At 45.1% G+C, this 26,796-nt stretch carries 24 protein-coding genes, 2 tRNA genes and 1 other RNA gene; 10 read left to right on the forward strand and 17 right to left on the reverse strand.

Going from position 1 to position 26,796, the window contains the following annotated elements; all coding sequences use genetic code 11:
- Positions 1-6: 6 nt before the first annotated feature.
- Complete coding sequence (locus WC980_06215; GenBank protein MFA5794645.1) at positions 7-834, forward strand: substrate-binding domain-containing protein; 828 nt, start codon at positions 7-9, stop codon at positions 832-834.
- 23 nt (positions 835-857) lie between these two features.
- On the opposite strand, the gene WC980_06220 is transcribed toward WC980_06215, so the two are convergent.
- The 9 genes from WC980_06220 to WC980_06260 all read right to left on the reverse strand — a co-directional run bounded on the left by WC980_06220 (position 858) and on the right by WC980_06260 (position 11,217).
- Entirely contained in the window at positions 858-2,480 is a 1,623-nt protein-coding gene (locus WC980_06220; protein ID MFA5794646.1) for a DHA2 family efflux MFS transporter permease subunit, read from the reverse strand.
- A 4-nt stretch (positions 2,481-2,484) separates the two neighbouring features.
- Positions 2,485-3,429, reverse strand: coding sequence for an HlyD family secretion protein (locus WC980_06225; GenBank protein ID MFA5794647.1), 945 nt, complete (start codon positions 3,427-3,429; stop codon positions 2,485-2,487).
- Positions 3,430-3,682: 253 nt separating this feature from the next.
- Positions 3,683-3,754, reverse strand: a tRNA-Cys gene (locus tag WC980_06230).
- 255 nt (positions 3,755-4,009) lie between these two features.
- A complete protein-coding gene (locus WC980_06235; protein MFA5794648.1) occupies positions 4,010-5,095 on the reverse strand; it encodes a CofH family radical SAM protein in 1,086 nt (361 codons plus the stop codon).
- A gap of 19 nt (positions 5,096-5,114) precedes the next feature.
- Positions 5,115-5,912 carry a PHP domain-containing protein gene (locus WC980_06240; GenBank protein MFA5794649.1) on the reverse strand — a complete coding sequence of 266 codons (798 nt, stop codon included), beginning with the start codon at positions 5,910-5,912 and terminating at the stop codon, positions 5,115-5,117.
- A 96-nt stretch (positions 5,913-6,008) separates the two neighbouring features.
- Positions 6,009-6,914: a hypothetical protein gene (locus WC980_06245; GenBank protein ID MFA5794650.1), complete on the reverse strand. Its 906-nt coding sequence runs from the start codon at positions 6,912-6,914 to the stop codon at positions 6,009-6,011.
- Between the two features lie 84 nt (positions 6,915-6,998).
- Positions 6,999-8,954: a DEAD/DEAH box helicase gene (locus WC980_06250; protein MFA5794651.1), complete on the reverse strand. Its 1,956-nt coding sequence runs from the start codon at positions 8,952-8,954 to the stop codon at positions 6,999-7,001.
- Positions 8,955-8,973: 19 nt separating this feature from the next.
- The gene (locus WC980_06255) at positions 8,974-9,834 is read right to left on the reverse strand and encodes a hypothetical protein (protein MFA5794652.1); all 861 of its coding nucleotides are present in this window, start codon (positions 9,832-9,834) and stop codon (positions 8,974-8,976) included.
- Between the two features lie 51 nt (positions 9,835-9,885).
- Complete coding sequence (locus WC980_06260) at positions 9,886-11,217, reverse strand: endonuclease Q family protein (protein ID MFA5794653.1); 1,332 nt, start codon at positions 11,215-11,217, stop codon at positions 9,886-9,888.
- Positions 11,218-11,477: 260 nt separating this feature from the next.
- On the opposite strand from WC980_06260, the gene WC980_06265 reads away from it, so the two are divergent.
- The 8 genes from WC980_06265 (at position 11,478) to WC980_06300 (ending at position 18,193) form a co-directional block, all read left to right on the forward strand.
- Positions 11,478-12,548, forward strand: coding sequence for a type IV pilus twitching motility protein PilT (locus WC980_06265; protein MFA5794654.1), 1,071 nt, complete (start codon positions 11,478-11,480; stop codon positions 12,546-12,548).
- Positions 12,545-13,309: a metallophosphoesterase gene (locus tag WC980_06270; GenBank protein MFA5794655.1), complete on the forward strand. Its 765-nt coding sequence runs from the start codon at positions 12,545-12,547 to the stop codon at positions 13,307-13,309. Before WC980_06265 ends, WC980_06270 begins: the two co-directional genes overlap by 4 nt.
- Positions 13,310-13,317: 8 nt before the next feature.
- Positions 13,318-13,686, forward strand: a complete 369-nt coding sequence (gene raiA, locus WC980_06275; protein ID MFA5794656.1) for a ribosome-associated translation inhibitor RaiA — start codon at positions 13,318-13,320, stop codon at positions 13,684-13,686.
- Between the two features lie 28 nt (positions 13,687-13,714).
- Positions 13,715-14,185, forward strand: coding sequence for a PTS sugar transporter subunit IIA (locus tag WC980_06280; GenBank protein MFA5794657.1), 471 nt, complete (start codon positions 13,715-13,717; stop codon positions 14,183-14,185).
- A gap of 1 nt (position 14,186) precedes the next feature.
- Positions 14,187-14,450 carry an HPr family phosphocarrier protein gene (locus tag WC980_06285; protein MFA5794658.1) on the forward strand — a complete coding sequence of 88 codons (264 nt, stop codon included), beginning with the start codon at positions 14,187-14,189 and terminating at the stop codon, positions 14,448-14,450.
- A gap of 2 nt (positions 14,451-14,452) precedes the next feature.
- On the forward strand, positions 14,453-16,204 hold the full coding sequence (gene ptsP, locus WC980_06290) for a phosphoenolpyruvate--protein phosphotransferase (GenBank protein ID MFA5794659.1): 1,752 nt from the start codon (positions 14,453-14,455) through the stop codon (positions 16,202-16,204).
- Positions 16,205-16,216: 12 nt separating this feature from the next.
- Positions 16,217-17,614 (forward strand): hypothetical protein, encoded by a 1,398-nt coding sequence (locus WC980_06295; protein MFA5794660.1) that lies wholly within the window; start codon positions 16,217-16,219, stop codon positions 17,612-17,614.
- A gap of 63 nt (positions 17,615-17,677) precedes the next feature.
- Positions 17,678-18,193, forward strand: a complete 516-nt coding sequence (locus WC980_06300; GenBank protein ID MFA5794661.1) for a hypothetical protein — start codon at positions 17,678-17,680, stop codon at positions 18,191-18,193.
- A 177-nt stretch (positions 18,194-18,370) separates the two neighbouring features.
- Here the strand turns inward: WC980_06300 and WC980_06305 are convergent, their stop codons facing one another.
- The 4 genes from WC980_06305 to WC980_06320 all read right to left on the reverse strand — a co-directional run bounded on the left by WC980_06305 (position 18,371) and on the right by WC980_06320 (position 20,120).
- Positions 18,371-18,790 carry a DUF4139 domain-containing protein gene (locus WC980_06305; GenBank protein ID MFA5794662.1) on the reverse strand — a complete coding sequence of 140 codons (420 nt, stop codon included), beginning with the start codon at positions 18,788-18,790 and terminating at the stop codon, positions 18,371-18,373.
- A 6-nt stretch (positions 18,791-18,796) separates the two neighbouring features.
- Positions 18,797-19,096, reverse strand: coding sequence for a hypothetical protein (locus WC980_06310; protein ID MFA5794663.1), 300 nt, complete (start codon positions 19,094-19,096; stop codon positions 18,797-18,799).
- 172 nt (positions 19,097-19,268) lie between these two features.
- Positions 19,269-19,679 carry a hypothetical protein gene (locus tag WC980_06315; protein ID MFA5794664.1) on the reverse strand — a complete coding sequence of 137 codons (411 nt, stop codon included), beginning with the start codon at positions 19,677-19,679 and terminating at the stop codon, positions 19,269-19,271.
- Positions 19,680-19,838: 159 nt separating this feature from the next.
- Positions 19,839-20,120 (reverse strand): hypothetical protein, encoded by a 282-nt coding sequence (locus tag WC980_06320; protein MFA5794665.1) that lies wholly within the window; start codon positions 20,118-20,120, stop codon positions 19,839-19,841.
- A gap of 192 nt (positions 20,121-20,312) precedes the next feature.
- Between WC980_06320 and WC980_06325 the strand changes: the two genes are divergently transcribed.
- Entirely contained in the window at positions 20,313-20,972 is a 660-nt protein-coding gene (locus WC980_06325) for a hypothetical protein (GenBank protein ID MFA5794666.1), read from the forward strand.
- Between the two features lie 41 nt (positions 20,973-21,013).
- Here the strand turns inward: WC980_06325 and ffs are convergent.
- From ffs to purL, 4 genes are all read right to left on the reverse strand, one after another.
- Positions 21,014-21,280: signal recognition particle sRNA large type (gene ffs / locus WC980_06330), an RNA gene on the reverse strand.
- Entirely contained in the window at positions 21,272-23,452 is a 2,181-nt protein-coding gene (locus tag WC980_06335; GenBank protein MFA5794667.1) for a cation-translocating P-type ATPase, read from the reverse strand. The genes ffs and WC980_06335 overlap by 9 nt, the downstream gene beginning before the upstream one ends.
- A gap of 28 nt (positions 23,453-23,480) precedes the next feature.
- Positions 23,481-23,567, reverse strand: a tRNA-Ser gene (locus WC980_06340).
- A gap of 13 nt (positions 23,568-23,580) precedes the next feature.
- Positions 23,581-26,487, reverse strand: a complete 2,907-nt coding sequence (purL, locus tag WC980_06345; protein MFA5794668.1) for a phosphoribosylformylglycinamidine synthase subunit PurL — start codon at positions 26,485-26,487, stop codon at positions 23,581-23,583.
- Positions 26,488-26,796: the final 309 nt, after the last annotated feature.

Below are 26,796 nucleotides of genomic sequence, written 5' to 3' on the forward strand. Positions count from 1 at the left end.
CGATAAATGAGATACCTAAAGATATTGGGATTGATATTGGTTTTGGGATTAATTGTTGTGGGCGGTTGTGGCAAGGCCGAAGCGCCTAAGGCGCCGGTTATTCTGGCCACTACAACCAGCTTCCAGGATTCTGGACTGTTGGATGTGCTGGTCCAGAAGTTCAAGAAGCAGACCGGCTATGAGCTCAAGCCCATCTCGGTCGGCTCGGGCGAGGCAGTGGCCATGGGCAAGCGGGGCGAGGCCGACGTGATGGTGGTCCATTCGCCCAAGGACGAAGAGGCATTTATGGCCGAAGGCTTCGGCAAGTCGCGCCAGCCGCTGATGTATAACGATTACGTGCTGGTCGGCCCGGAAACCGACCCGGCCAAGTGCAAGGCGGTTAAGACCGCGGCAGAGGCGTTCATGGCCATTTCCAATACCAATTCGGCCTTTATCTCCCGCGGTGACAAGTCGGGCACGCACAAGAAGGAACAGGCTATCTGGGCTAAAGCAACTATTAAACCGGCCGGCGCCTGGTATGTTGAGGCCGGACAGGGCATGGGCGAGGTGCTCAATATGGCCAACAACAAGGCGGCCTACGCGCTGACCGACCGGGGCACCTATCTGGCGCACCGGGCCAATGCATCCTTGAAGATTATGGTTGAAGGCGACCCGATACTGCTCAATCCCTATTCGGTCATTATTCCCAGCCCGGCCAAGTTTCCCAAGATGAACCTGGTAGGCGGAGAGAAATTCGCCGAGTTCCTGCTGTCGGAATCGACCCAGAAGCTGATTTCCGAGTTCGGCAAGGACAAGTACGGTCAACCGCTGTTCTATATCTATCCGAAGAAATAGGCGAGGATGCCGACAGGGGTAGCTCATTCCTCAATAGCTATGTGGGCGCCGGGCTTTTTGGCCCGTTTCTTGACCCGGATGAGGAACACCGGGATGAGGCTGATTATCATTATCACGCCGGCTATCAGGAAGATGTCGTCAACCGAGGCGACGAAGGCCTGCTTGCCGATGTGCGATATAATCAATCCCTTGCCTCGTGATACGGCCTGCGAGGCGCCGCTGCCGACGTGCTGGGCCAGGCCTTGCAGCGCCCGGGAGACGTTCTGGAAGGTGGGCGAGTACTGGTCGACCGCCTGTCCGTAGATGTTCATATGGAATATCTGGCGCCGGATGAGCATGGTGCTGAAGAATGCCACGCCGAAACTGCCGCCGATCTGGCGGATAACGTTGAACAATCCCGCGGCCTGGGCCATCTTGTTCTCGGGCATGTCCGAAACGGCGATGGCGCTGAGCGATATAAAGAGCAATCCCATGGATAGGCCCCGGAGATAGAGCGGCATCATTATCTGGTAGTTCTCGGAATAGAGCGAGAGCGAGGCGTTGAGATACAGGCTGAAGGCCATTACCAGGATGGCGAAGATGGAAACTATTTTGGGATTATACCTGTCAGCCAGCATGCCGGCCACCGGAGACAGCATTCCCTGCAATATGCCCACCGGCACGAAGACCAGCCCGGCCTGCAGGGCGGTATAGCCGATCATGCTTTGGAGATAGACCGGCAGGAGGAAGGTGCTGCCGAACATGCCCAGCCCGAAGATGAACAGTACGATGGAGGTGACCGTATAGTTGAAGTTCTTAAACAGGCTCAGGTCTATGAGCGGGTCTGTCACGGTCAGTTCAGTATACAGGAATATGGTGAAGCCGATAATAGCGATGGCGGTGCAGGTGATGATGAAATTCGAGGTCCAGCCGCCGGTGTTCCAGGCGGCGTTGCCTTCGGCCAGCGCCAGGAGTAGGGCACACAGAAAAACCGTCATGGAGATGAAGCCGACCAGGTCGAATGATCTTATCTTCGAGGTCTTGAACTCGTGCTGGAAGATCCAGACTCCTAACAGGGCTACCAGGCCGACCGGCACGTTGATGTAGAAAATAGATTGCCAGCTATAGGTATCGGTCAGGTAACCGCCGACGGCCGGGCCGAATGAGACCGATGCGGCCGCGGCGATGCCCCAGAATCCCAGAGCCATACCGCGCTTCTCGGGCGGGAATTCGCGAGTGACGATGGCCATGCCCACCGGCATTAACATACCAGTGCCCATGCCCTGGATGACCCGGAAGAATATCAGGGCGTTGATGTCCCAGGACAGGGCGCACAGCAGCGAGCCCAGGGTGAATGTGAACAGTGCCAGGAAATAGGTGCGCTTGTAGCCGAAATGGTCCGCTATCCAGCCGGATGACGGCATCATCACGGCCATCACCAGCATGTATGAGGTCAACACCCATTCGGCTTTTTCCACCGGGATGCCGAATGATGCCATAATCTTATTCAAAGCCACATTGACAATGGTGGCGTCCAGCACGGCCATAAAGGTGCCGATCATGACCGTGGCCATTACCCACCATTTGTAAGAGGGGTGCTTCCGGTCGATTGAGGCGAACTGCGTGGACAGTCTGTCCCGGATAGACGCTGATGTCGGCATTGCCATATATTTATTTGGTCTTTATGTTGATTGTCACCGAAAGCCCGGGCAGGAGCGTGTTATCCTTGTTGTCAATGGATATCTTGATAGGTACGCGCTGGGTAACTTTGGTGAAGTTGCCAGCGGCGTTGCTGGGCGGAATCATCGCGAACTGTGCGGCCGTGTTGGAACCGAGCTGGATGATTTTGCCCTGGTATTTCTTGCCCGGACGGGAATCGACTGAGATTTCAACGGCGTCGTTGAGCTTTATATGGGACAGTTTGGTTTCCTCGATATTGGCCGTGACCCAGATATTGGCGGGGTCATAGATGGAGAATATCGGCTGTCCGGGCGAGACGACGTTGCCGGCGAGTACCCACTTTTTGGCGACGATGCCGTTTATGGGCGATACGATAGTGGTGCGGCTGAGCTTGGTTTCAAGAACCTCCAGCTGAGCTTTGCTGACCTCGACCTGGGCCTGGGCGATGCTGTGCTGGATTTGAGCCGATTCGTAGGCCTTGCGGTTGTTGTCGAACTTTTCCTGGGAGACGCTGCCGCTCTTGAAGAGTTCCTGGGAGCGCTGGTAGTCGCCCAGGGTCTTTTCCATATTGACCTTGGCCAGGCTGACCGAATACTTGACCTGTTCCAGGGTGGCCAGGGCCTGCTTTTGCTGTGCGCGCAGGTCGGTGTCATCCAGGTAGACCAGCGCCTGTCCGGCCTGGACCAGGCTGCCTTCGTCCACGGCCAGGCGGCTGATGCGCTCGGCAAGAGTGGAGCTGAGCGCCACGTAATTGGCCTCGATATTTGCGTCGTCGGTGGAGAGCGACCCGCGCATAAAGACGTACCAGTACCAGGTCAGGCCGACCAGCCCGATGATTGTCAGTACCGCCAGCAGGGGGAGCATCCGTTTCTTCTTTGCCGGGTCGCCGTTGGAACCGTTGCCGTTGGTGTTATTGGTGTTGGTGTCGTTAGCCATAGCATCACTCCTTCTTTACAAATTAAACTGAACTGACGGACTGGTAAGTCCATTTTATTTTATGGCAGTCTATCATGGTAAAAAGTTGTGTCAATATTTTTGTGGGATATTTATTGAGAAATATAAATGTAAGCACCCCACACTTTATTTAGGTTTTTCGCTGCGCTCGGGATAAGACCCTGTCCCACAGGGAGGCAGTAGCTCTAACGGTCTTTTGCTACTATCGTAGCGAAAGCCCTAACAGGTTCTAATAAGGTGGCGGTGGGAATTGCACCCACGAATCACGGTTTTGCAAACCGTTCCCTTGCTGCTTGGGTACGCCACCGTTTCGCCAGCAATTGGACAGCTAAGATGTTAATAAATTAGAAAATCCTGTCAAATGTTATGTGTTATCGTGCCTAAGACACCTGCCCGTCAACTGGCAGGCGGAACAGGCATTGTGTGGATTTTACCATGCATTAGGGGGGTGCCATAATGTTTACAGTTGCCCTTAACAGGCTCTTTACCCATTCGCTGTGCTCAGGATAAGGATCTGTAACGTTGCATCCTGATTTGCATCAGTTTTGCAACTAACAGCTCCTTACTGTTTGCGCAGGCGCGGGACCTTGCCGGTACGCAAAATGGTCTGCTTGAGCTTGGCCGGCGTTATCTCGGTCTGGTTTCGGCGCTTAAGGCTCCGGGTAGCGCTGATATCGTATTCGGTCTCGCCCAGGTCGTTGGCGCCGGTCTGCAGGCCTTTCAGTGCGTTGTCCATGCCCAGCCGGAACCAGTTGGCCTGAATGGTCTTAACCGTATTCTGGAAGAATATCCGGCTGATGGCGATGAGGCGGACGACCGTTTCTTCGCCGCCAAAATAGTCCTCGCGGTTGCCGCGCTTGAGCAGTTTTTCCAGATACGGCAGTTTGCGGTTATGTTCACCGAACGGCAGGGGAGTGAATTCCAGGAATCCGTTGGTCTCGTGCTGTATTTCGCGGATGATTTCCAGATGTTCGGCGATATGGATTTCGTTTTCCAGGTGGCCGAATAATATGGTGGCAGAGGTGCGGATGCCCAGCCGGTGCGCCGTCTTGATGATATCTATCCAGTCAATAGTCTTGACTTTATCCGGACAGATTTTCTTGCGGAGCTTGTCGTTGAGGATATCGGCGTCCATGCCATGGAGCGAGTCCAGCCCGCTTTCCTTCAACTGCTTGAGCACGTCCGAGACGGTTTGCTTGGAGCGTTTGACCATGAAGAATATCTCCTGTGGCGAGAAAGCCTTGATGGTTACGCCGGGGAAGTTTTTGCGTATTTCTTTGAGCATGGTGCAGTAATACTGGAACTGTAATGAGCCGTTCAATCCGCCGTAGATGCAGACTTCGTGGATGTCCGGGGTCTCTTTTATCTTCTTTAAGATTTCGTCCAGGCCTAAGGTGAAACTGTCCCGGTCCTTTTTCTTGCGGTAGAACGAGCAGTACTTGCAGCTGTAGCGGCAGACGTTGGTGTACGCGATGTGCTTGCTGTGCGCGAAGCTGACCACGTTGCGATGGATGCGTTTGTTGATGTTGTTAGCCACCTCGTGGATTTCCTGGGCGTGGGTAGGATAGCTCTGCATCAGCACCACCGCCTCGATTGGGCTGATTTCCTGTCCCTGGTTGACTGCTTTGAGGATGACTTTCGGGTCCATAATTTTACTCCTATCCTGATTAAAATATATTGACGAAACGCTCGACCACCTCGGGCAGGTAATTGGTCAGGAACGATTCGCCTTCGAATCCGTGCCAGTCCGAGCCGGCCGTGGCCATCAGGCCCAGGCCTTCGGCCGTGTTGCGATAGTGCCGGGCGTTGGCCAGGCTGCGCTTTTGGTTATAAACCTCAATGGCGTCCAGCCCATAACCGACGAATACCGGTACGAACGCCTGGAAGTTCTCGTAGGCCGGATGCGCCCAGGCGGCGATGCCGTTGGAGCCGTGTATCAGCTCGATGGCCCTTTTCACCGAGGTCATCATCGGCGGCACGATAGCCGTATCGTCGTTGAGATATAAATTAAATGCCTCTTTCTGGCTGGCCACATAGCCCTTGTCGACCAATAAGCTGGCCAAATGGTTACGGCCGACGCTTTCCCCTTTGCTGTATTTGAACAACTCCTTGTAAGTCACCGATATCTTAAACTGTTCCAGGTTTTTGATGCTGGTGTTCATCCGGCGGTTGCGTTCCTCCTGTGCTCCTTTGAGGAACGATTCCAGCTCGGGCGCAAAACCATCTCGGAAATAACCCAGGATATGGATTTCCCTGTCCTGGTAGTTCGATGTAATCTCCACGCCCTTGATGATTCTTAAGTTTTCCGGTAAAGGGTAGTCCTTGAGCGCCGCATGCGCCGCGGCCGAATCGTGGTCGGTGATGGCCAGCATATTGTAGCCTTCCCGGGCCGCTCTATCTATCACCTCTGCTGGACTGTATACACCGTCCGAGCAGTTAGTATGTATATGGAAATCTATCTTCATTAAATTCTATGCAGTATAACATCAGTTTCTATTTTGTCAAGGAGAAAATTATGAATTATGACAAGTTTTTATTATCGGCAGGCCGGGGTCGGAAGATTACTCTTTGTTGTGGTTGCGCGCTTCCAGTCGCGAGCCCGGGAATAAATCGGCCAGGACTTTCTTCTCGTCCGGGTTAAGCTCCTTGAATATCTGGTCGGTCCGGGATATTTTCTCGCGACGGGTGATTTCGCGGAAGGTTAGCTTGATATACCGGGCGCCCAGTTCGGATACGGTTGATTCCACCGAATAAAGACGTATCAGCGGGAGCAGGGCGCGCTTGTCGCCGATTTTGAAAATGGTCTCGACCACATCCTCGTGGACCCTTTTGCGGCCGTCGCCTAAGAGTAGCATTAAATCGTCCAAGCCGTCCGCTGCTTTCATATCGCCTAGCAGGTCATGGAGTTTGAGCCGGGTGGATTGGTGGAACCCGATTTTCTTGGCGGTGTTGGGATTGGCCGGGTCGCTGTTGGCCGGCTGTGATATCCGGGCGATTTCGTCGCAGGCCGTTTTGATATGCCGGGCCAGGACCGGCGCGGCGCTGTTGTCGTTCAGGCGGATGAGCGTTTCAGTGATGTTTTCCAGCTGGGCTACGTCAAGTGTGGTTTTGAGTTCCTGCATCTTGACGAGCTCTTCCATCAGCGGTTTAATGGCTGTTTTTCCGATGACTTCCAGGGCGTAGGTCAGCTGGAAGAGCAGGGTATTATTGGTGGTGTTCTTGATCAGGGTATCAACCAGGACTTTGGCCAAGGACGGGCCTAACTTTGTCAGGCGGTCGATGGTTTTCTGGCGGACTTCGTAGTCCTGCGCGAAGATGCTGTCCAGAATGGCTTGGATTTCTGCTTCGGTCAATTGGAGTTGGCCGGGGTTGGTTTCCTCGCATTTTTCCCAGAGCCGGAGATTCCATTGGTCTGATTCGGCAAGCCGTGGTTGTTCTGGCTCGCCGGAACCATCAGGTTGGCCCATAGTTTTTTATCCTCTTTCTTTTTCCTCAGTTAGAACAAATCTTAACAGTGATTCCAAATTTGTAAATAAAAATATATACTTTTGTTATTCGGCCGACTGGCGCAACTGTTTTTCGGCGTCAACTTCATCGCGGCTCATCTTGTTGAAGCAGGAGTAAAATTTATCCATAAGCGGTTGTCCCCATTTATTATGCCGGCCCAGCCGGAGCATCTGGCGGACCAGCTGGATAGCCAATCTGAATGTTCGGATGATGTCGCCGTCCACGACGCTGGTGTGATTGATGATATCGTCGAACGGCGCGCCGGTGGACCAGGCGTAAGTGGCGCTGGCCAGCTTGAAGTCCAGCAAACGAACAGTTGGAAGGATTCCATTCTTGCGCTCTTCGTCCAGCAGGCGGCTGATTATGGGTAGAGCCGGCTTTTGGATGGAGCGGATTATCTGGTAGTTGAATTTCTTGCCCCAGTCACGCCGTTTGGATTCGTAGACCAGCGCCACCAGCAACAGGTTTATCTGGTCGGAGTTGAGCTGGTTGAACACGCCCTGGATAATAAACTCAGTCAGCGACAGTTCAAAGCTGTAGACTTGTTTGGCGATATGTCCTTTTTCAGTCAGCGTTTGGCCGTGGATATAACCCATCCGGTTAAGTAATCCGATTTTTCTGCGGAGCTGGTCGATGACGTTATTATAGCGTTGTTGGTGGAAATGAGAGGCTTTTTTCTGTTTGCCCCGGACCGCTTGATAATTGCTCAGGCTTTTTTGGGCGGCCTGGTAGATATTTTCCTTGAGCGTATGATAGAGATTGAGAATGCAGCTGTATGACAGGTTGAACTGGCTTTTTATTTCCTCGATATTAGCTTCGTCCGTAATTCGCTCTATGATACTGGCTCGGGCGCCGTAGGGCGGCAGTCTGAGGTAAGCGTAGCCGACCGGGTCAATGCCGCGCCGCCCGGCCCGGCCGGCCATTTGATGATAGTCGCGGCTGCGGATGAAGTTGCGCCGGATGCCGTCGAACTTGGTAATCTCGTCGAAAACGACCGACTTGGCCGGCATATTCACTCCGACTGCGAATGTTTCGGTGGCGAACAGGAGTTTTATCAGTCCCGAAGTGAAGAGTTGTTCGACTACCTCCTTCATGGTCGGGAGCATCCCGGCATGGTGATAGGCCACGCCGCAGGAAACCAGCTGGCTGAGCTGGCGGATTTTTTCGGGCTCGAGTTCATATTGGGCGCAGAGCCGGTTGAATAATTCAATAATCCTGACTTGTTCGTCAGTCGTCAGCAATGAACGATGGCTGTACCGTTCAGCTTGTTCTTCGCAGCCTTTACGGTTAAAGATGAAATAAAGGCAGGGCAGTCTATTCTCCTTGACTAGATGGTCTATCAGCGTTTCCTTTCCGCGGCGTGATTTGTCAAAACCTTTTTCCAGTTGTTTGAGGTCTTTGCAGTTAGCCACGCCGAAGTGTTCCATCCAAAGCAGATGTTTTAGAGGCACCGGACGGCAGGGTTCGTGCAGAACTATCAGTGGTGATTTGCGAACTGAACTAATCCAGTGAACGACCTGGTTAATGTTTGGTATGGTAGCGCTTAAGGCTATCAGCTTGATGTGCTGGGGCGCGAAGATGATGCTTTCTTCCCAAACAGTACCGCGTTCGTCGTCGTCAAGGTAATGTATTTCGTCGAATATCACGTGGCTGACTTTATCCAGCCGATGGGGCGAGTCGAAGATGGAGTTGCGGAATATTTCCGTGGTCATAATCACAGCCGGAGAGTCGGGGTTGATGCTCAGGTCGCCGGTAACCAGGCCGATGTGACTACCCCAGCGTTTCTGGAAGTCACGGAATTTCTGGTTGCTCAATGCTTTTATGGGGGCGGTGTAGATGATGTGGGTGCCTTCACGCAGGGCCTTTTCCAGGGCATATTCGGCGATAAGCGTTTTGCCGGATCCGGTCGGAGCCGAGACCAGGACTGAACAACCTTCATCAATCCGGCGGATGGCTTCTTCCTGGAAGGGGTCTAACTTAAGGCCGTTATATTCTATCAATGTCTTTTAAATCAGGCGGCTATTTGGATTGATCTTGCGGTTTCTCTGACTGTTCCTTTTCGGCTTCCTCTTGTTTCTTTTTCTCCTCCTCGGCTTCAACCTTGGCTAATACCCAATCTGGATATTTGTTGATGAATTCTTGTTCGGTTTCAGTTAGCATAACATGAATCCTGGAGAATTTAGTCGATAATTCATTGAATTTATTTTCATTCCATTCCGGTCCGGGCGGGAATTGTTCCAGAAGGTTTTTCCGGTTAGTCTTTTCCTTGATGGCTATGGCCTTGTTCCAGTTTTCATAGACAGCTAGAAATTCCTTTTCTTCCGAAGTTTGGATATTAATTGAAGCGGCCTTTATTTCCTCATAACGCGTTTTGTTCCAAACCTTGCCGGGAGGAAACTTGTCCAGAAGGGCAAGGAGTTTTGATTCGTCCTGGGAGTAGGATTCTGACGATTCAGGCGCGCTGGGTTCACTCGCATATGTTTTATTGACAGCGGTGGCTTTATTCTTCTTGGCCTCGGCCTTTTTAGTGTTTTTTATCTCGGTTTTATCTGTTTCATCCAGTGCATCGAGTTTACGGATTTCCTTGATGTCCTTGCGGGTAAAAGACATCGTTCCCATAAGAGTCGGGCTGTCAAAGGTTATATCCAGCTCTATTTTGTCTTTGATTATATATTTGACTTCGCCGGTAAAAGTGTTTCGATTGTTAAGGATGATAGTAACTCGTTCACCGCGCTTAAGGCCGGCAAAAACGTCTTTTTGATCCTTGGCGGGCGATTTTCTGACCTGCGTGGTAGCGGTAGGGGACACTGATTTTTTATCTTCAGCCGACACGTAGACAGATACGCTTAAAAAGATAATCGCGAAAAGAATAATTCTCATCGTATGATTTTTAGCACCAGCGTTGATAATGTCAACTAAAATCCGATCGCCTCAAAATAGCACCATCTGCTGTGATGGCGGTGGCTGAGGCGAAGGTGAAATTTGGTTATTAGAATTTGGGTGGGGCTCTTTTATAGCACTAATTTTTTCCACCTTATCGGTAAATTTATTTCGGTCGATTGGAATGCTGATTTTACCGTAGACGCCATCATGGCCGGGTATAATTTCAAGTTTGCCGTTCCGGACCAGCCGGATGCCTTCAACAACACCATTTGGTGCAATTCGGCTTATTTCATCCAGTGGCATATCAAGAAGAACGTGGAACTCGTTTTTGCCTTCAGAGACTATTTTTTTGTAAAGATTATCTACCGCGTTTGTGCCGGTCTTCTGCTGAAGGACATCGGCAATGATTTCTTCGAGAGGCACCATGCTTTTATAGGGAATAGCATTTTTTGTCGTAAATCCGAGGGGACGATCAGCCAAAGCGTCAACCCGGTTCATTACTCCGATGGTTAGCGTACGTTTGCATTTTGGGCAGATATTCTTATGTTTTTTGCTTTGTTCGGGTGAGAGCATGATATTGCAATCGCGGTGGCCATCAAAATGATATTTACCTTCTTCCGGGAAGAACTCCACGGTTGACAGAAATCTTTTATAGTCTTTAGTTCGAAGCACCTCGATAATTTCGTCGTATGACATTTTGCAGTTAAAAATATTAGCCTCTCGGCCGATTTTCCGGGGGGAGTGGGCGTCGGAGTTTGATATCAGAGTGATATTATCCAGCTTAGATAACCGCCAGTTCATAGCCGGATCGGATGAAAGACCTGTTTCGATGCAATGAATATTTTTAGCTTCTTCTTCAAAGCATTCCTCTATAGAGTCGAATCCCGAGTTAGCGCCAAAAAGCGAAAACCATGGCGTCCAGGCGTGTGCCGGCACGATAAAGCATTTAGGAGAGATATCCAAAACCAATTTAACCATCTCTTTGACAGGCCGGCCGAATATTGGGCGACCATCAGACGCTATATTACCGATAGTTTTTAGTTTTGAGTTTATTTTATCTACAGTTTGAAAATCCGGGGCAAATATGATTGTATGGATTCGTCGATTAGTTTTTCCGCCCTGCGCGAACATATTACTGATTTCGGCGGTTGGAATGAAACGGATAGGGGAGTTGGATTTTTTGAGCTTGTAGAGCCCGTTTTCATCTTGAGTAAGCCGGACTTTAAGTTGAGCGAAGTAGTTAGGGTGGGTAAAATCACCTGTACCCATCAGGTTGATGCCTTTTACGGTCGCCCAGTGAGCTAGCATTTCCACATTCATATCTTTGCTGGTAGCCCGGCTGTATTCAGAATGGATGTGGAAATCGGCGATAAATTGCATAGCGCCTCTTAAGTATTTTACAGGCTTAACGCAGATGCCTGTGGATGATAAATAAATTTATGTAATTATGTAATCAGTATAGGATATAAAATTGATTTTGTCAACTAAAAATTAATTTTAATAAGAAATATTTATTTCTATCCGATATAAACTAATCAAATATAGATAATTTTATTGACAAATGAGCGAGCAAATCATATTAATATAGTACTTCTTGGCATGATTGAGGCGTTGTAATTACTGCGGAAAGGATATATAATATGGTTTCACTAGAAACTCTGCTCCTGGAAGTCGTAAAACAGGAAGGTTCAGATTTACATATAACAGTAAATTCACCTCCGCGCGTTAGAATCAGCGGTCGGTTAGTAGATACGGAGCATGAAGTACTTACTTCGGAAGATACCAAGAAACTTATTTACAGCATTTTAGATTCAAATCAAATTGCAAAATTCGAAAAGACTCTCGAGATGGATATGTCTTTTGGTATCGAAGGCATCGGCCGATTCAGGGTTAATGTCTTCAGGCAAAGAGGCATGGTCGGAGCGGTAATGAGGCTTATTCCAACAAAAATAAAAACATTTGATGATCTTGGCCTGCCCAGGCAAACATGCGAAAGAATATGTAATACGCTCAAAGGTTTGGTATTAGTAACCGGTGCTACTGGAAGCGGTAAATCAACAACTTTGGCCGCAATGGTTGATTACGTTAATACCATGAACAAAGGTCATATACTGACTATTGAAGACCCGGTTGAATACGTCCATAATCACAAGGGTTGTTTAGTCAACCAGCGCGAGGTAGGTTCAGATACGCTTGACTTTAAGTACGCCTTAAAATCGGCCTTGCGGCAGGACCCAGACGTGGTGTTAATCGGCGAAATGCGAGATATGGAAACGACTGAGGCGGCATTAACGATTTCCGAAACCGGTCATTTGGCATTTGCAACCTTGCATACAAGCGATGCGGTTCAGACAATAAACCGTATTATTGATATTTTTCCGTCACACCAGCAGTCACAGGTAAGGACTCAATTATCGTTTACTCTTCAAGCGGTATTTTCGCAGCAACTACTTCCTAAGTCAAGCGGAAAGGGGCGGGTTCTCGCATCAGAAGTTATGATTGCTAACTCGGCAGTTCGGTCTCTTATAAGGGACAGTAAAACTCATCAGATGTACTCGTGCATACAAACCGGGGGAAAAGAAGGAATGAGTACGATGAATCAATCATTATTTAATCTTTATAAAGCACGTCATGTAACTTTTGAAACAATCCTGGAATACAGTAGTGACCCCGAAGAGTTGAAGAGAATGGTGCAGAAAGGTAGCATGTGATAGCGATAGTTTCTGATATTCACTCCAATATCGAGGCTTTGGAGAACGTTTTAAAGGATATCCAAAGGCAAAACATCACTGAGATTATTTGCTTGGGTGATGTGGTTGGTTATGGACCTAATCCGGAAGAATGCATAGACATCGTTCGTAAGTTTAAATTCACGATTATGGGAAACCATGACGAAGCGTTAAAACTTTCTGCAGTTGGTTTTAGGGGTGAAGCTCAGGATGCAATAACTTGGACACGTAAGCTCTTGAAGCCAGGCTGGTTAAGCGCGCCAGCTCGAAAAGAGCGGTGGGATTTTATATCAGAGTTGCCTTTAACCAAGGTTGACGGCGATATTCTTTTTGTGCATGGTTCTCCGCGTGAACCAACTACGGAATATATTCTAAGTAATGATGCGGATCTTCCGATGGGGGAGAAGTCTGAAAAATTAACACAAATATTTGAGATGTTCCCGAGGTTATGTTTCGTAGGTCACACGCATGACCCCGGAATCATTACACAGGAACAGAAGTTTATTTCACCGCCTGAGGTTAATTATATTTTTAATCTTGATCCCGGAGAAAAGTATATTATTAATAGTGGGTCGGTTGGTCAACCACGAGATGGGGATAACAGATCATGTTATATTACGGTTGACGGTGATAAGATAATCTATCACCGGATTGAGTATGATTATGATTTGACAAAAGACAAAATTTATAAAACTAACGAGCTGGATAAGCGATTGGGCGATAGATTAGTAATAGGTCATTAAATTTTAATATGATACCTCTAAAATTGACAGTACGGCACTCGAAAATAACAGGTGAATTCAAGGAATATGCAACACAAAAACCAGAAAAACTTCATAAATACCTAGATCGTATTGGTCATATGGAGATAATACTAGACCATGCTAAGAATAACTTTATAGTTGAAATAATTGTTTCGACATCAAGAGGAAGAAAGTTAGTTGCTAAATCACTGGACCAGAATTATTTTACGGCTCTTGATGTAACTATAGATAAACTAGAAACACAACTAACTAAATTTAAAGAAAAATTGAAAGATAGTAAGCGGAAGGGTGACGCTATAGATTTTGTAGACGCGCAAGAGTTCGGTTCCGGATTAGAGCAGAATGACTGGTATTAATACGATTTTAGGTAGGAGTGGTGCACACATGAAATTTTCTGAATTAATTTCCAAGTCCGCGATCGTGAAGGAATTAAAAGCCTCCGACAAAAAAGAAGCTATAAAAGAAATTGTTGAAGTGATGAAGAACTCTTACAAGGCAGAAAATCTAAAGGTAAGCAATATTCTTGATAAGCTTATGAAGAGGGAAAGAATAGGTAGTACTGGCATCGGAAGTGGTGTCGCTGTCCCGCATGCAAAAATAGAGGGGTTACAGGCAGTTTTGGGAGCGTTGGGTAGATCATCAGCTGGTATTGATTACGATGCTGTTGACGGAGCCCCAGTACAACTTATATTTGTGTTGCTGACTCCTAAAAATAATGCAGAACTAAATCTTCAAACACTGCAATTGGTGGCTCGGGCTACTAAACAGCCCAATTTTTGTAAGTTTCTAAAAGAAGCTAAAGATGGTAAGGAAATTATTAGTATATTAACAGAGTTTGATGAGGTATTGAAGTAATTTGGAAAAGAATGTTACTATAGTAAATAAGTTAGGTATACACGTCCGCCCGGCAGCACAGATGGCTGAATTAGCAAATAAATTTAAAGCTAATATTATAATAACGAAAAATAATTATGCTGTAAATGCTAAAAGTATTATGGAATTACTTACGTTGGCTGCTGGGCAGGGGACTGTTTTGACGTTAAAGGCTGATGGTGACGATGCAGGGCAGGCATTGGAATCACTAGAAAAACTTATTGGTAATAAATTTAATGAGGACTAAAAATGTACTTTAAAAAGGGTATTCCTGTCTCGCCCGGGATAAGTATAGGGAAAGCTTTCGTCTTGGATAGCGAAGAGTACAGAATTCCTAAGCGGAGTATAACCTCAACAGAAACAAAAACAGAAATTGCCAAGTTTGAAAATGCTATACAAGCATCAACTCAGGAATTAAACAAACTTATTAAGAAACTCGCCAGAAAAATTGGTGGCGACACAGCGCCTATAATCGAATCCCATATAAAAATGATAACGGACGAGCATATAAAATCTAAAATTATTGATGCAATTAAGAATAACTTATATACCGCTGAATATGCAGTCTCGCTTATTTTGAATAAATATGCCAAGACATTATCATTAAATAGTGATAATAATCCATTTATCACCAATCGTGTGATAGATATTTATGATATTGAGAAAAGAATCTTACGAAATCTTTTAGGAAGGAAAAGAGAAGATTTATCTGACTTAACGGAGGCGGTAATAATTGTTGGACGTGATCTTTCACCCAGTCAAACTGCTTTGTTGGATAAGGAGAACGTAAAAGGTTTTGCCACAGATGGTGGAGGAAAAACATCTCATACGGCTATTATTGCTAGAGCAATGGGTATCCCGGCCGTAGTTGGATTGCAAACTCTTTCACTTGAAATTACTGGGAGTGATGAAGTTATTATTGATGGTAATAACGGCATAGTTATCGTTAATCCTGATAAGGAGACCACTAAAAAATATACGGTTCTGGGTAAAAATTTTGTATCTCTTGAAAATAAATTAGCCATAGAAGTAAGGGAGTACCCAGCCGAAACAAAAGACGGACGTCGAATATCGATATATGCAAATATTGAATTAGCCGAAGAGGTGAATACAGCATTGCAATACGGAGCAGAAGGAATTGGACTCTTTAGAACAGAATTCTTATACCCAGGGCCCGAATACCTGCCAACTGAAAAAGATCATTTTAACGCCTACAAAAAAGTAGCTATCCAGATGGGGAAACAAGAGGTTGTTGTCCGAACTTTGGATGCGGGTGGAGACAAGGTCAACCCGATTTACAAGTCAAATCCAGAAAAAAATCCATTTTTGGGGTTTCGGGCAATACGCCTTTGTCTTAATTTACCCGAAATGTTTAAAGCTCAATTACAAGCTATTTTAAGGGCGTCTGAATACGGCAACATAAGCATTATGTTCCCGATGATTGCTTCTCGTGAAGAAATAAACCAGGCAAGACAACTTATCGAGGAAGTAAAAAAGGAGTTGGATGCAAAAAAAATACCTTTTAATAATAATATTAGAATAGGAGCAATGATTGAAATACCATCGGCCGCCATTGCTATTGATACGATAATGGAAGACGTGGATTTTGTAAGCATTGGCACAAATGATCTTATTCAATATACCATGGCGGTTGATAGGGGAAATGAAAAAATTGCATATCTTTACCAGCCATCAAATATTAGCATTCTGCGCCTTATAAAAAATATTATTGATGAAGGCGAACGCCAGGATAAGTCAGTAGCTATGTGCGGGGAAATGGCCGGGGATAGGCTTTATACTATTCTTCTAATAGGTATGGGGCTTAAAATTTTTAGCATGACACCGGTAGTTATACCGGAAATAAAGAAAATAATTCGTTCTATTACTTACAGTGAAGCAAAAAAAGTCGTAGAGAAGGTTTTTACTTTAGAATCCCCCAAAAAAACTACTGAATACCTTCGGGATTACGGACGGCGTATTATTCCGCAATTATTTGAGTAGAGAGGCATTATTATGCGTAAAATATCTAGCATCTTATTTTTGGCGTTCATTATTTTAATATGCTCATCTTCGTTATCCTATTCCTTAACTATTAAACTTAGGAATGGTGATTATCTAACGGGGGATGTTTCTAAATCGGATGAAGATGGTTTTGAGTTTAAGAGATGGGACAATGAAGGTGTTATTTCAATCAGATGGTATCACTTACCTGCGTTTGAGATAAATCGCATGAAGAGTATGTTACAAATAAAAGTTATGCAAAATGTTGCTAGGGTTACAGGCGAAAAAATATTTACGTCATCGAATGCTATTTATGAGGGGGTAATTGTGGCGGAGGATGATGAAAATGTTTATGTAAAAAATACTGGGGGAACCAGAAAGATAAATAAAAAAGATATTCGTAAGAGAGATCAGGTTCAAATAGATCTTTTTAAGGTCTACACATACAATGAGTGCTACGATAAAATGCTGTCTGAAATTAAAATAGAAAAAGCTGCTGATCAATTTAAACTAGCGGAGTATTGTCAGGACACTTTAAAAATGTATGATAAAGCAAAAGAGCACTTTTTGAAAGCGGGAGAACTTGATATTGCTTTTCGCAGTAAAGTGACTAAAAAAATAATAGAAATAGATATGCTGGTTATTCAAGATGCAATTTTTCAAGTGGAAAAGTTGCTGGAGAAGCCGCCCCAAAAAAATATTGACCAGGCGAAAGAAATTCTATTAAACATCTCGAAACAATTTGAAAATAGCGAAAATCAAGATATGCTAAAAAGTATCGAATCCATAAAAAATAAAATAAGCGGGGCGGAGAAACTAATCTCTGATAAAAATCTTCAGGATGCTGCGAAGAAAATAAGTCGCCAGTACTATACTAATTTGAAAAATGAATTAAGAAAGGTTAGTGAGGGTAAATTATCCTATGGTGATGCTACCTACTGGGTGAGTACTAATTCCCCAAAGAATATTCTCTCCAAACTGTCAAAGGATAATAAAATCACAGAGGAGGAAACCTCCAAAATAATAGCAAATATGTCTAAGTTAGAAGGTTCGTCACACACCGCCAACTACGGCGAAGGGTCATGGATAGTTGCTTCTGCGCCTAAAGCTCCGTCAACAAATGATATAGAAAAATTTACTGAATATCAGGACCGAATGAAACGAATTAACGATGCGAAATCCAGGGCAGCCAACAATAACGAGTTAATAACTGCTGATACTTGGTGGAATAAAGCTGTTCCAGCTCAACGAGAATCATGGCTAGAAGCATTTTATGCTGAAAGATTGTTGACTGTTCTGGATAAGAAAGAGAAGCCTTGCTCGAACTGCGTTGGAGAAGGTATTATAAAATCAAAGTTATGCAATAGGTGCTGGGGAACTCTGGTTGAAATAACGATTATTTATAAATAACCTTGACATTATATTATAATTAGATAGCTTCTATTGTATAAATGATTTGAAAGGAGTTTGCATATGAATAAATCTCTATGCGTATTTGTTTTAGGCATGCTTATTTTGTTAGTTACTTCAGCCTGCGAGGATGCTCGTATTCCGCAACTACAGCAGGAGCTAAAAAACGTAAAGGAAGAGTTGAGTAAGACCAAGGAAGAGCTAAAAATTACACACGATGAGTTCCAGCAGACTAAAGCCAATTTAGAAAATACTGCTGGCGAACTTGTAAAAGTAAACCAGCAAGCGCAGGAAAAAGAGAAAACTGCACGCACCGAGATAGAGGCGTTGAAACTGGAGCTTAATAAAAGCTTTGAAAATATGACCCGGGATGGTATAGTCATCCCGTCTTATTTGGTCAATAAAATAGCCACGATATATATAAAAACTCCTAAAGGAACAGCGGAAGAAGTTGGAATTGTTATTGGGCTTATCAAGGAGATAATCCAAAAGGAAAAAATTGTTGTTAGTATTAAGCCAGATGATCACCTATTGGAAATCCCATATAACAATATTACTGGATACAGGCTTACAAAATAGCATAAAAATTCATGTAGACTAATAGTTAGAGCCTCTGTAGGTATTTTTTTACCTGGTTAAATGTCCGATAATATATCTTATGTATCATATACGGTATGGTAAAGTGGGCGAATAGTTGCTTAATTTCACTGTCTATTCTTAAAAATAGACAAATCGTTCGTTAGCATGAGTTTTACGTTATTTCTTGCTGCGTTGCTGCATTCCGGCTTTTCTGTTTTTATCATTACCAATGCCTGTATCTATAGATGCGTTGCCAAAAACAGCTGAGCGGTCTTTAGGCATATATACACTAAACGTAAAAGCCACCTCTTTTATCTCTTTTGGCTTGAGGTCGAACTTCCATTTCATCTTGCCGTCTTTGGTTTTTCCCGCAGGCTCATCAGAGCACTTATCCAGTTCCACCGAGATGTTCTTAACCTGGCTTACTGGAATTTGGTCAATAAGCGTAATAAGAGCGTTTTCTTTCTTGTAGTTCTCCAGTTTGATGATAAATGAATAAATCTCGCGCTTGGTGCTTCCCAGGAAACCAGGACCTTTCTCTTCTTTGTCTTCGAGCTTGCGGGTAACGCGGATGTTTTCATCTACGCTTAAAGTCAGCTCGAATTATTCTTCCGGCAGAACGCCGGTGGTGTAGGAATTGCATATGAAATCAGCGCCCATAAATACGCTTAGGTTACCTCGGAGTATCGGGATGCTCATCTTATTGACACCCACAGCCTTGAGATAAACATAAGGGCTTATTTTAGGGGTAGCTATGTACTCAAAAGTTATGGGAAATTTGTTTTGCCAGAGCTCGGTCCGATGCGGCGCGCCATCTGATATAATATCCACCCTTTTTGGGGTTTTAAAAACCACGGTTCCGAATGTCCCGGCTGTGTCTACCGGCAGGTATTGATTTGCCATACGGCTGTCAATTGAAGCTTTATCAGCAATACCAAACACCTGTTGCCCCTCTAATTCTTGAGGAGTTTGAGGAAGATCGTTTTGCACGATTGAATTTAAAGCTGATCTATTATAATCCTTTAGATTTGGTACATTATATTGCCCTGCTCAGTTAACATAAACCGGCGGTAATTCAGGCAACCAACCCTGGAGCGCAGGCTGTAGCATATAATTTCCATCTCTTTTGATTCCGGAATAACTCGAATATCATAACTGGGCTGCCGTTAACCCCATGAATTATATAACTGAACGCCAAGTCGTAGACACCCTCTTTTAAGACCTCTATATTTACCTTGACGGCTTTTTTCGTTGGCATTGATGACCGAGACCCACGAATACGTCCGAGATCACCTTCCAGCAATGATATTTTTTTGTTTAATTCGCGAAGCTTCAAATCTTCGGCTATAATCGCTTCGTTATTAGCACGAAGCTTGCTTATATAATATTTAAGCATTTCGTCATAATCTTTTACGCCTAATCGCGATAATTCAGGTGTTTTTGCATCCCTATCCCTGGGCCAGTTCCGGAGCCTTAAGAAATGCATCCTTTGCGGTATTAAGATATGTCCGTTCTAATTGCAGTAGGCCGATTCCTTCGTCTATAACCATTTTGTTATCGGTCAACAATTGAAGTTGTTCCTGTAAATTACGAATCTTATCCTCAGGCGGTTTTTCTAGCTGGTAAACCTTAATATCGATGCCGATTATTTTAAGATTAACGGCATCGCTAGAAGTAACTCGGACTGATTCATCCTGAATATAAGCCGGGAGTTCATTGATAGATACCTCGCAGATACCTTTAGCCGCTTTGTCATCGTAACTACTCTAGTAACCATAGCGCGGTCAGGGTACACCATAACGCTGTCTATCTTTGAACCAAGCTCAATAGTTTTTGAAGATTCGGCAATAGATATGATATCAACACCCGTTAAAAAATATAACACCCCCACCGTTAATAAAGCAACCTTAAGACATACCTTTATCATATATAGCCTCCTTTTTATAATTCTATCTATATTTTCAGTTTAATACTTTTGTGCAAACGGAGCAGGAATTTTAGCGGTATTTTCTACAAAATATTACCAAATTAAAACGATAAATTCTTGACAATGGCTTACAATCTGATATGAATAACGCAAAATAAAGATTTATAATTCGCTCTTATAGAGGAGAAATTTATGAAGATTACCAGGACAATTTCTCTGGTTAGCGCACTTATTATTGTTTTAACGCTCGGTAGTTCGCTTTCTTATGCGGCCGAAGATTTTGGTGATACATCGTCTGGTTCGTTTCTTAAAAAGTATACTTTGTCTGAGTTTTTTGAACTAGGCGTAGAAACCGCATTCATAATGCCGAGTAGCGCCCGGACGAGCAATATGGGCAATGTTTACGTCTCGCTTTCTCATACCATTCAGGAATATAGTACTTTTAGGATGAGAGCCGGTTATCTAAGCGGTGATTTCACGGTAAACAATCAAAGGACAGGACGTTTTTACTTTACCACGCTTGATGCAAGCTGGATAGTAAGTCTTAAGCCAGGTAATATAAGGCCATATTACGGAGGCACACTGGCCTACCATTTCTTTGAAGATTTTAGACCAATGCGCTTGGTTTACCGCGATTACGAAGCAGAAAATTCTTTTGGATGGGGCCTTTTAGGCGGTGTGAAATATATCGTAGCTCCGATGGGTGTGTCATTAAGCGCGGATGCCGCTTATAATTGGACAAAAACATTTAGGTTTTATAACAGTAAATTAGGGTTGGTCAACACGCCTAAGGTGTACCGCATTGATTTTAGTGGTCTATATTTTTCGGTTAATGCTGCATTACATTTCTAATTCAGTTGTTATTGCTATTTTTAGTTCTAAAAATAATAAGGCCGCGCACCTTTCTTCGATTCTCTCTCCAATAATACTCTTTAACAGTTAGCTCCAGCCAGGTATCCTACGGCACATAGATAAAACAGGGACCGTTGCTTCCTTCCGGATCTGGCGGGGTTATACTGTTTCACCTATTGCATAGGCCCCGACCTTCAACGCCACTTATCAAAAAGGCATCAAAGGAAACGAGCCTCTCTAAAAGGAGTTCCACCCTGCTATAGCGGGTTGCAGGTTACAGGGCACCGCTACCTCCCCGTCTAGCGCGACCATTTTAAAATCCTTAATGAATTAAATATCACCAGAAGCGAGCTAAACTGATGAGCAACCGCCCCATATGTTATCCCGCTCTGATGATGAACATACAAACTAGTTAGTGATATTATAACAATATTGTAAATTATTGCAAATATAAAGTTCTGTTTTATAACTTCTCTAACCCTTCGACTTAGCTTTATAGCTAATGATATCCTGCTCAAGTCGTCGCTCATAAGGCTTACATCAGCGGACTCAATTGCTACGGCTGAGCCAATCGCGCCCATGGCAATGCCAACATCAGCTGCGGCCAAAGCCGGGGCATCATTAACCCCGTCTCCGACCATCCCGACACTGCTCTTTTGTTGTTTTAATTCCCTAACCTTATTAACCTTATCTTCGGGGAGCATATTGGCGTAGTATTCGTCTATCCCGACATCCCGGCTGATGGAACGAGCGACTTTCTCATTATCGCCGGTAATCATAACTATTTTATTGATTCCAAGGTTTTTCAGTTCACTCATACTCCGGGCAGCAATTGGCCGAGGCGTATCCTTAACCCCAATCAACCCGACTATCTTGATAGAGTCGTTTATCCGGTGAGCAACCGCTAGAATAGTTTGCCCTGAATTTGCCATTTCATCCATCAGTCTTGAAGTATTGGCGTCTATATCAATATTATTTCGCTTCAACCACGTATTGTTACCGACCCATATGGTATCATCCTTCGCGATAACCTTAACTCCCAAACCTCTGGCTGATTCGAACCTGTCTACAGCCTGGATATCAGCATTCAACTCCTTTGCTTTGGCTAAAATAGTTTTGGCCAGCGGATGTTCGGAATTGTTTTCGGCCGTCGCGGCTAAGCTAATAAGCTCTTTTTCATTTACACCGTTAAAAACCAATATTTGGCTAACAGTCAATCGACCGGTAGTCAAGGTCCCGGTTTTATCTATGAGCATGGTGTCTATTATACCAAGCGCTTCAAGGAATTGCCCGCCCTTTACGAGGATGCCCTGTTTTGCCGCGTTACTCAGCCCGCATACAACAGCGGTCGGCGTGGCTAGAACCAATGCGCAGGGGCAGGACGCAATCAATACCGTTATGGCCGCATAATAATTCAACGCGGCGCCATTAGTTTTAAAATTATTCAGGTTGGTAATAAAAAAGACAATAACTGTTATAACCAGAATCAACGGGAAAAAGTAGCGGGCGTATTTGTCTGCCAACCGCTGTACAGGCGCTTTTTGCGATTCAGCCTCTTCGATAAGCCTTTTTATTAATCCCAGTCGGGTATGTTCCCCAACCGCAGTTATGCGCATCTCAAACGCGCCGTTCTCATTTATGGTGCCACCGTAGACATTGTCCCCGGTCTTTTTATCCAGGCATAAAGATTCTCCAGTTAAAGTGGCTTCGTTGATGCTGCCCTCGCCCTTAACTATTACACCGTCCACGGGAATACGGTCGCCCGGCTTGATTATTACGATATCATCTATTACCAAATCTTCCGTTTTCACGAATACGTCATTATCCGAACGCCTAATCAAAGCTGTTTGTGGTGTTAAATGAACTAATTCAGCGATAGTCCGCCTGGTCCGGTTTAAGGCACTTTGTTCGAGCGCCTCGCCCACCAGCATAATTAGTATAACCATAGCGGCTTCTTTATAAGAACCCACCAAAATAGCTGCAATGCTGGCAATGGCGATGAGAGAAAATACCGTTATATCTCGGAAAACACTAGACCTCAGCGCTCCTTTGAAAACGGGATACCCCCCTACCGAAATTGCTACAAGCGACAGTATATCAGACAGAGCTAAGTCCCGGCCGAATATATGGGCCAAAGGCAGAGTATAGTAAGTGACTATGTCAATAATCCAGGCACTGATAATAAGAAGACCCGTAAAGAAAACCCGTATCCAAAAAATCCGCTCATTCCAATAAACTCTTGAAATATCCAAAAGCGTTTCCTGTACTTGATAGCCCGTTTTGCTGATAGCCTTTTTAATTGTTTCGGGCGTGATTTGCTTGGGGATATAAATTATAACCGCTTCATTTTTAATGAAATTAACGGTAACGCCTGTTATTCCCTGTAAGCGGGATACATATTTTTCAATACCCAAAGCGCAGGATGGGCAATGCATACCGCCAATACGAATAATTAATTTTTCTTGAAGTTGCGATGACATATATACTCTTGGGATCTGAATTAGAAAACGGAGAGGGTGGGATTCGAACCCACGATGAGGTTTCCCCCATTCGCGCTCTCCAAGCGCGCCTGTTCAACCGCTCCAGCACCTCTCCTTATACGCGCACCCTATAATGACAGTGGGGACTGCCATGCATTTTTCATCATGATTAACGGCTCGTTAATAATTTCCTTGCCGTTTACTCCTGATATTTTCAATTTCTTGTCTTTTATGGTTTTGCCGATAAGGCCAAACGGGCAATCAGCCATAAGCCGCTCGAAATTCTGCTGATTTTTAGGATTAATTTCGACGATAAAGCGGCTGTTTGATTCTGAGAATAAAATAATATCGTCACGGGTAATGCTATCGTCTTTAGCCAAAGGCACCTTAGTCAATGAAATCTGGATGCCGATATCACCGGCAAAAGCGGCCTCTGCCGCGGCCACAGCCAATCCGCCCTCGGAAAGGTCGTGGCAGCTTCTGACGTAACCCTGTTTTATAGTTTCGTGTAAGGCAAGCATTATTTTCCTTCCGATCAAGGCGTCAACGCGCGGCACGGTATTCCCGATATGCCCAAGGGCCGCATAGTAATGCGAGCCGCCCAATTCATTTTTGGTCCGTCCTATCAAATAAACAAGATTGTCGACCTCTTTAAAGTCCATAGTAACCAATTTTCTGACATCTTCCACAACCGATATGGCGGAAATCAGAAGCGAAGACGGTATGGAGATAGATTTAGTTTTACTGGCCCGGTATTCATTATTAAGCGAATCCTTGCCGGATATAAAAGGAGTCTCATACTGGTAAGCGATATCATGGCAGGCTTTTGAGGCTTTTACCAATCCGCCTAGTTGTTCCGGGTTATTGGTATTACCCCAGCAGAAATTATCCAGCAGCGCGGTATGGCGGATATCACCGCCAACCGCAACGATATTTCTTAAAGCCTCATCGATGGCCGAAGCGGCCATATGATATGGGTCAATATCTCCATATTTGGGATTCATGCCATTGGATACAATCACACCCCGGTAAGAGTCAAATACCGGCTTAGCCGCATATGCATCGCCCGGGCCATCGTTTTTTACGCCAGTCATTGACTTTATGGCACTGGCGCCCTGGACCTCATGGTCATATTGCCTGATGATCGATTCCTTGCTGCAGACATTCCACATTCCAAGTATAGTTTTTAGCATTTTTCCCAGATTCTTATTATTAGTCGAAAGCTTGGGTTCTGATAATTTCTTATGATGCCATTCAGCTTTTCGATAAAACTTGGGCAGTCCGTTATGGAGGAAATCCATATCTATATTGGCGACTTCATTTCCGCCATACTTGAGAATTAATTTCTTATCCGAAGTGAATTCCCCGATAAAAGTAGCATCCACGTCTTCATTATGGAATAGCTCTATTATCTCATCTTTATACCTGCGCGGCACTGATAAGACCATTCTTTCCTGCGCTTCAGAAATCCATATTTCCGTCGGCGACAGGCCTTCGTATTTAAGGGGTATTTTCCCCAGGTCGACTATGGCCCCGCCCGGCCTTTCAGCCATTTCGCCTATTGCCGAAGACAGCCCTCCCCCGCCGCAATCAGTTATGGCCGAATAAAGCCCCCTATCGCGCGCTTGTAAAATAGTATCGAGGAGTTTTTTCTCGGTAATGGCATTTCCTATCTGGACTGCCCCGCTGGAAATCATTTCTGATTTTTCGGTAAGTTCAATAGAGGCAAAAGTCACGCCATGGATGCCATCCCGGCCGGTTCGTCCGCCGGCGACTAGAATCAAATCTCCCGGTTCGGAATGCTTGAAGCATTTATTACGGGGCATAATACCAACCGTGCCGCAATAAACCAGCGGATTACCGATATAGCGCTGATCAAAATATAAAGCTCCATTTACGGTGGGAATACCCATACGGTTTCCATAATCGCGCACTCCGCCGACGACGCCCTTAAGGAGTCTTCTGGGATGCAATACCCCGCGCGGAACCTTTGCCATGGGTAAATCAGGCGCCGCAAAACAGAATATGTCGGTATTAAAAATAGGCCGGGCGCCCAATCCTACGCCCATGCAATCGCGGATAACCCCGCCGATACCCGTGCCGGAACCGCCGTAAGGCTCTATGGCTGATGGGTGGTTATGGGTCTCGACCTTGAAGCAAACCGCGTTATTCGCATCGAATTCAATTATGCCGGCATTATCCTTAAACACTGAAATACACCACGGCTTGTTAAGATCATTGGTCGCTTTCATGACCGTGTTTTTAAGTAAATTATTGATTTGTTCCTTGTTTGATCGTCCCTTTTCATCAACCTCATTAAATTCTATCATACCCATTAATGTCTTATGCTTGCAATGCTCAGACCAGGTCTGGGCAATGGTTTCTAATTCAGCCCCGGTGGGATTACGGCCGAGCGTTTGATAATGGTCTTGAATTGTTTCCATTTCCTTATCATCCAGTGAGAGATGCAAATCGTGGCTCATTCTGACCAATGCTTCAGGATTCAGCGTCATGATTGGCCGGATGTCCGGCTGAAATTGGTATGGGCTAATGCTGGGAATGGCTGAGATTTTATGATGCCCGAAAAATATATTCTCAATAACCTCGTTGGCCATTACCTTCCGGGATAGCGTTGCGAGATCAGGTTTGGAAAGCTTGCCCAGCAGGTGATATTTACGGCCGGTCTTAACGGCCCGGACATTGTAACCCAGGTCTTTTATGGCCTGGAGCGCGCTGGCTTCAACAGGGTCCATTACTCCGGGCTTCAAAAAGACAGTTATTATGGCCGAGTTCTTACTGTCAAAGTATTCAAATTGGCCGTCTATTTTATATTGATATATAATAGGATCTGCCAGTACTTTCTTACAAATGGTATCAACCTCAGCTTTGGCCAGTTCCGCGTCGACTACATAAACCTGAACAAAACGGGCATTCTTAACGGATTTAATCCCAAAATCACTGACATTATGCCGTATGCTTTCACTAAGCGGGTCTGCGATACCTGGTTTGGTTGCTACTTCAATATGGTATATCATAAAATGCCAAAAGCGTATTAATAATAAAACAGGTTGATACTAAACTATACATCGGCGAGTGTCAATAAAATATAGCAATATAGACACCTGATAGTTTTAATATGCTCGATAATTTGCTTGACAAATTCAAGATAAATAGTAATCTGCCTTTTTAACAAGTATTATTTTTTCGTGGTAATTCCGTGTTCAACGTCAGCGCATTTGAGACAAAGGAATGAAGGGGAATAAGTTGCAGATATCAAGGAGTTTTGGGGGGAGAAAACTCCTTGAAAAATCGACTCGACTCCGATAATATCTTTTACGGAAGGA

The sequence above is a fragment of the Candidatus Brocadiia bacterium genome (genome assembly GCA_041658285.1).
Lineage (GTDB): Bacteria > Planctomycetota > MHYJ01 > JACQXL01 > JACQXL01 > JBBAAP01.

Bases quoted from the DNA above. Each gene is read 5' to 3' on its own strand.
- WC980_06215 (MFA5794645.1), top strand. From the start codon at position 7: ATGAGATACCTAAAGATATTGGGATTGATATTGGTTTTGGGATTAATT.
- WC980_06220 (MFA5794646.1), bottom strand. From the start codon at position 2,480: ATGGCAATGCCGACATCAGCGTCTATCCGGGACAGACTGTCCACGCAG.
- WC980_06225 (MFA5794647.1), bottom strand. From the start codon at position 3,429: ATGGCTAACGACACCAACACCAATAACACCAACGGCAACGGTTCCAAC.
- WC980_06235 (MFA5794648.1), bottom strand. From the start codon at position 5,095: ATGGACCCGAAAGTCATCCTCAAAGCAGTCAACCAGGGACAGGAAATC.
- WC980_06240 (MFA5794649.1), bottom strand. From the start codon at position 5,912: ATGAAGATAGATTTCCATATACATACTAACTGCTCGGACGGTGTATAC.
- WC980_06245 (MFA5794650.1), bottom strand. From the start codon at position 6,914: ATGGGCCAACCTGATGGTTCCGGCGAGCCAGAACAACCACGGCTTGCC.
- WC980_06255 (MFA5794652.1), bottom strand. From the start codon at position 9,834: ATGAGAATTATTCTTTTCGCGATTATCTTTTTAAGCGTATCTGTCTAC.
- WC980_06260 (MFA5794653.1), bottom strand. From the start codon at position 11,217: ATGCAATTTATCGCCGATTTCCACATCCATTCTGAATACAGCCGGGCT.
- WC980_06265 (MFA5794654.1), top strand. From the start codon at position 11,478: ATGGTTTCACTAGAAACTCTGCTCCTGGAAGTCGTAAAACAGGAAGGT.
- raiA (MFA5794656.1), top strand. From the start codon at position 13,318: ATGATACCTCTAAAATTGACAGTACGGCACTCGAAAATAACAGGTGAA.
- WC980_06280 (MFA5794657.1), top strand. From the start codon at position 13,715: ATGAAATTTTCTGAATTAATTTCCAAGTCCGCGATCGTGAAGGAATTA.
- ptsP (MFA5794659.1), top strand. From the start codon at position 14,453: ATGTACTTTAAAAAGGGTATTCCTGTCTCGCCCGGGATAAGTATAGGG.
- WC980_06295 (MFA5794660.1), top strand. From the start codon at position 16,217: ATGCGTAAAATATCTAGCATCTTATTTTTGGCGTTCATTATTTTAATA.
- WC980_06300 (MFA5794661.1), top strand. From the start codon at position 17,678: ATGAATAAATCTCTATGCGTATTTGTTTTAGGCATGCTTATTTTGTTA.
- WC980_06310 (MFA5794663.1), bottom strand. From the start codon at position 19,096: ATGGCAAATCAATACCTGCCGGTAGACACAGCCGGGACATTCGGAACC.
- WC980_06315 (MFA5794664.1), bottom strand. From the start codon at position 19,679: ATGCATTTCTTAAGGCTCCGGAACTGGCCCAGGGATAGGGATGCAAAA.
- WC980_06320 (MFA5794665.1), bottom strand. From the start codon at position 20,120: ATGATAAAGGTATGTCTTAAGGTTGCTTTATTAACGGTGGGGGTGTTA.
- WC980_06325 (MFA5794666.1), top strand. From the start codon at position 20,313: ATGAAGATTACCAGGACAATTTCTCTGGTTAGCGCACTTATTATTGTT.
- WC980_06335 (MFA5794667.1), bottom strand. From the start codon at position 23,452: ATGTCATCGCAACTTCAAGAAAAATTAATTATTCGTATTGGCGGTATG.
- purL (MFA5794668.1), bottom strand. From the start codon at position 26,487: ATGATATACCATATTGAAGTAGCAACCAAACCAGGTATCGCAGACCCG.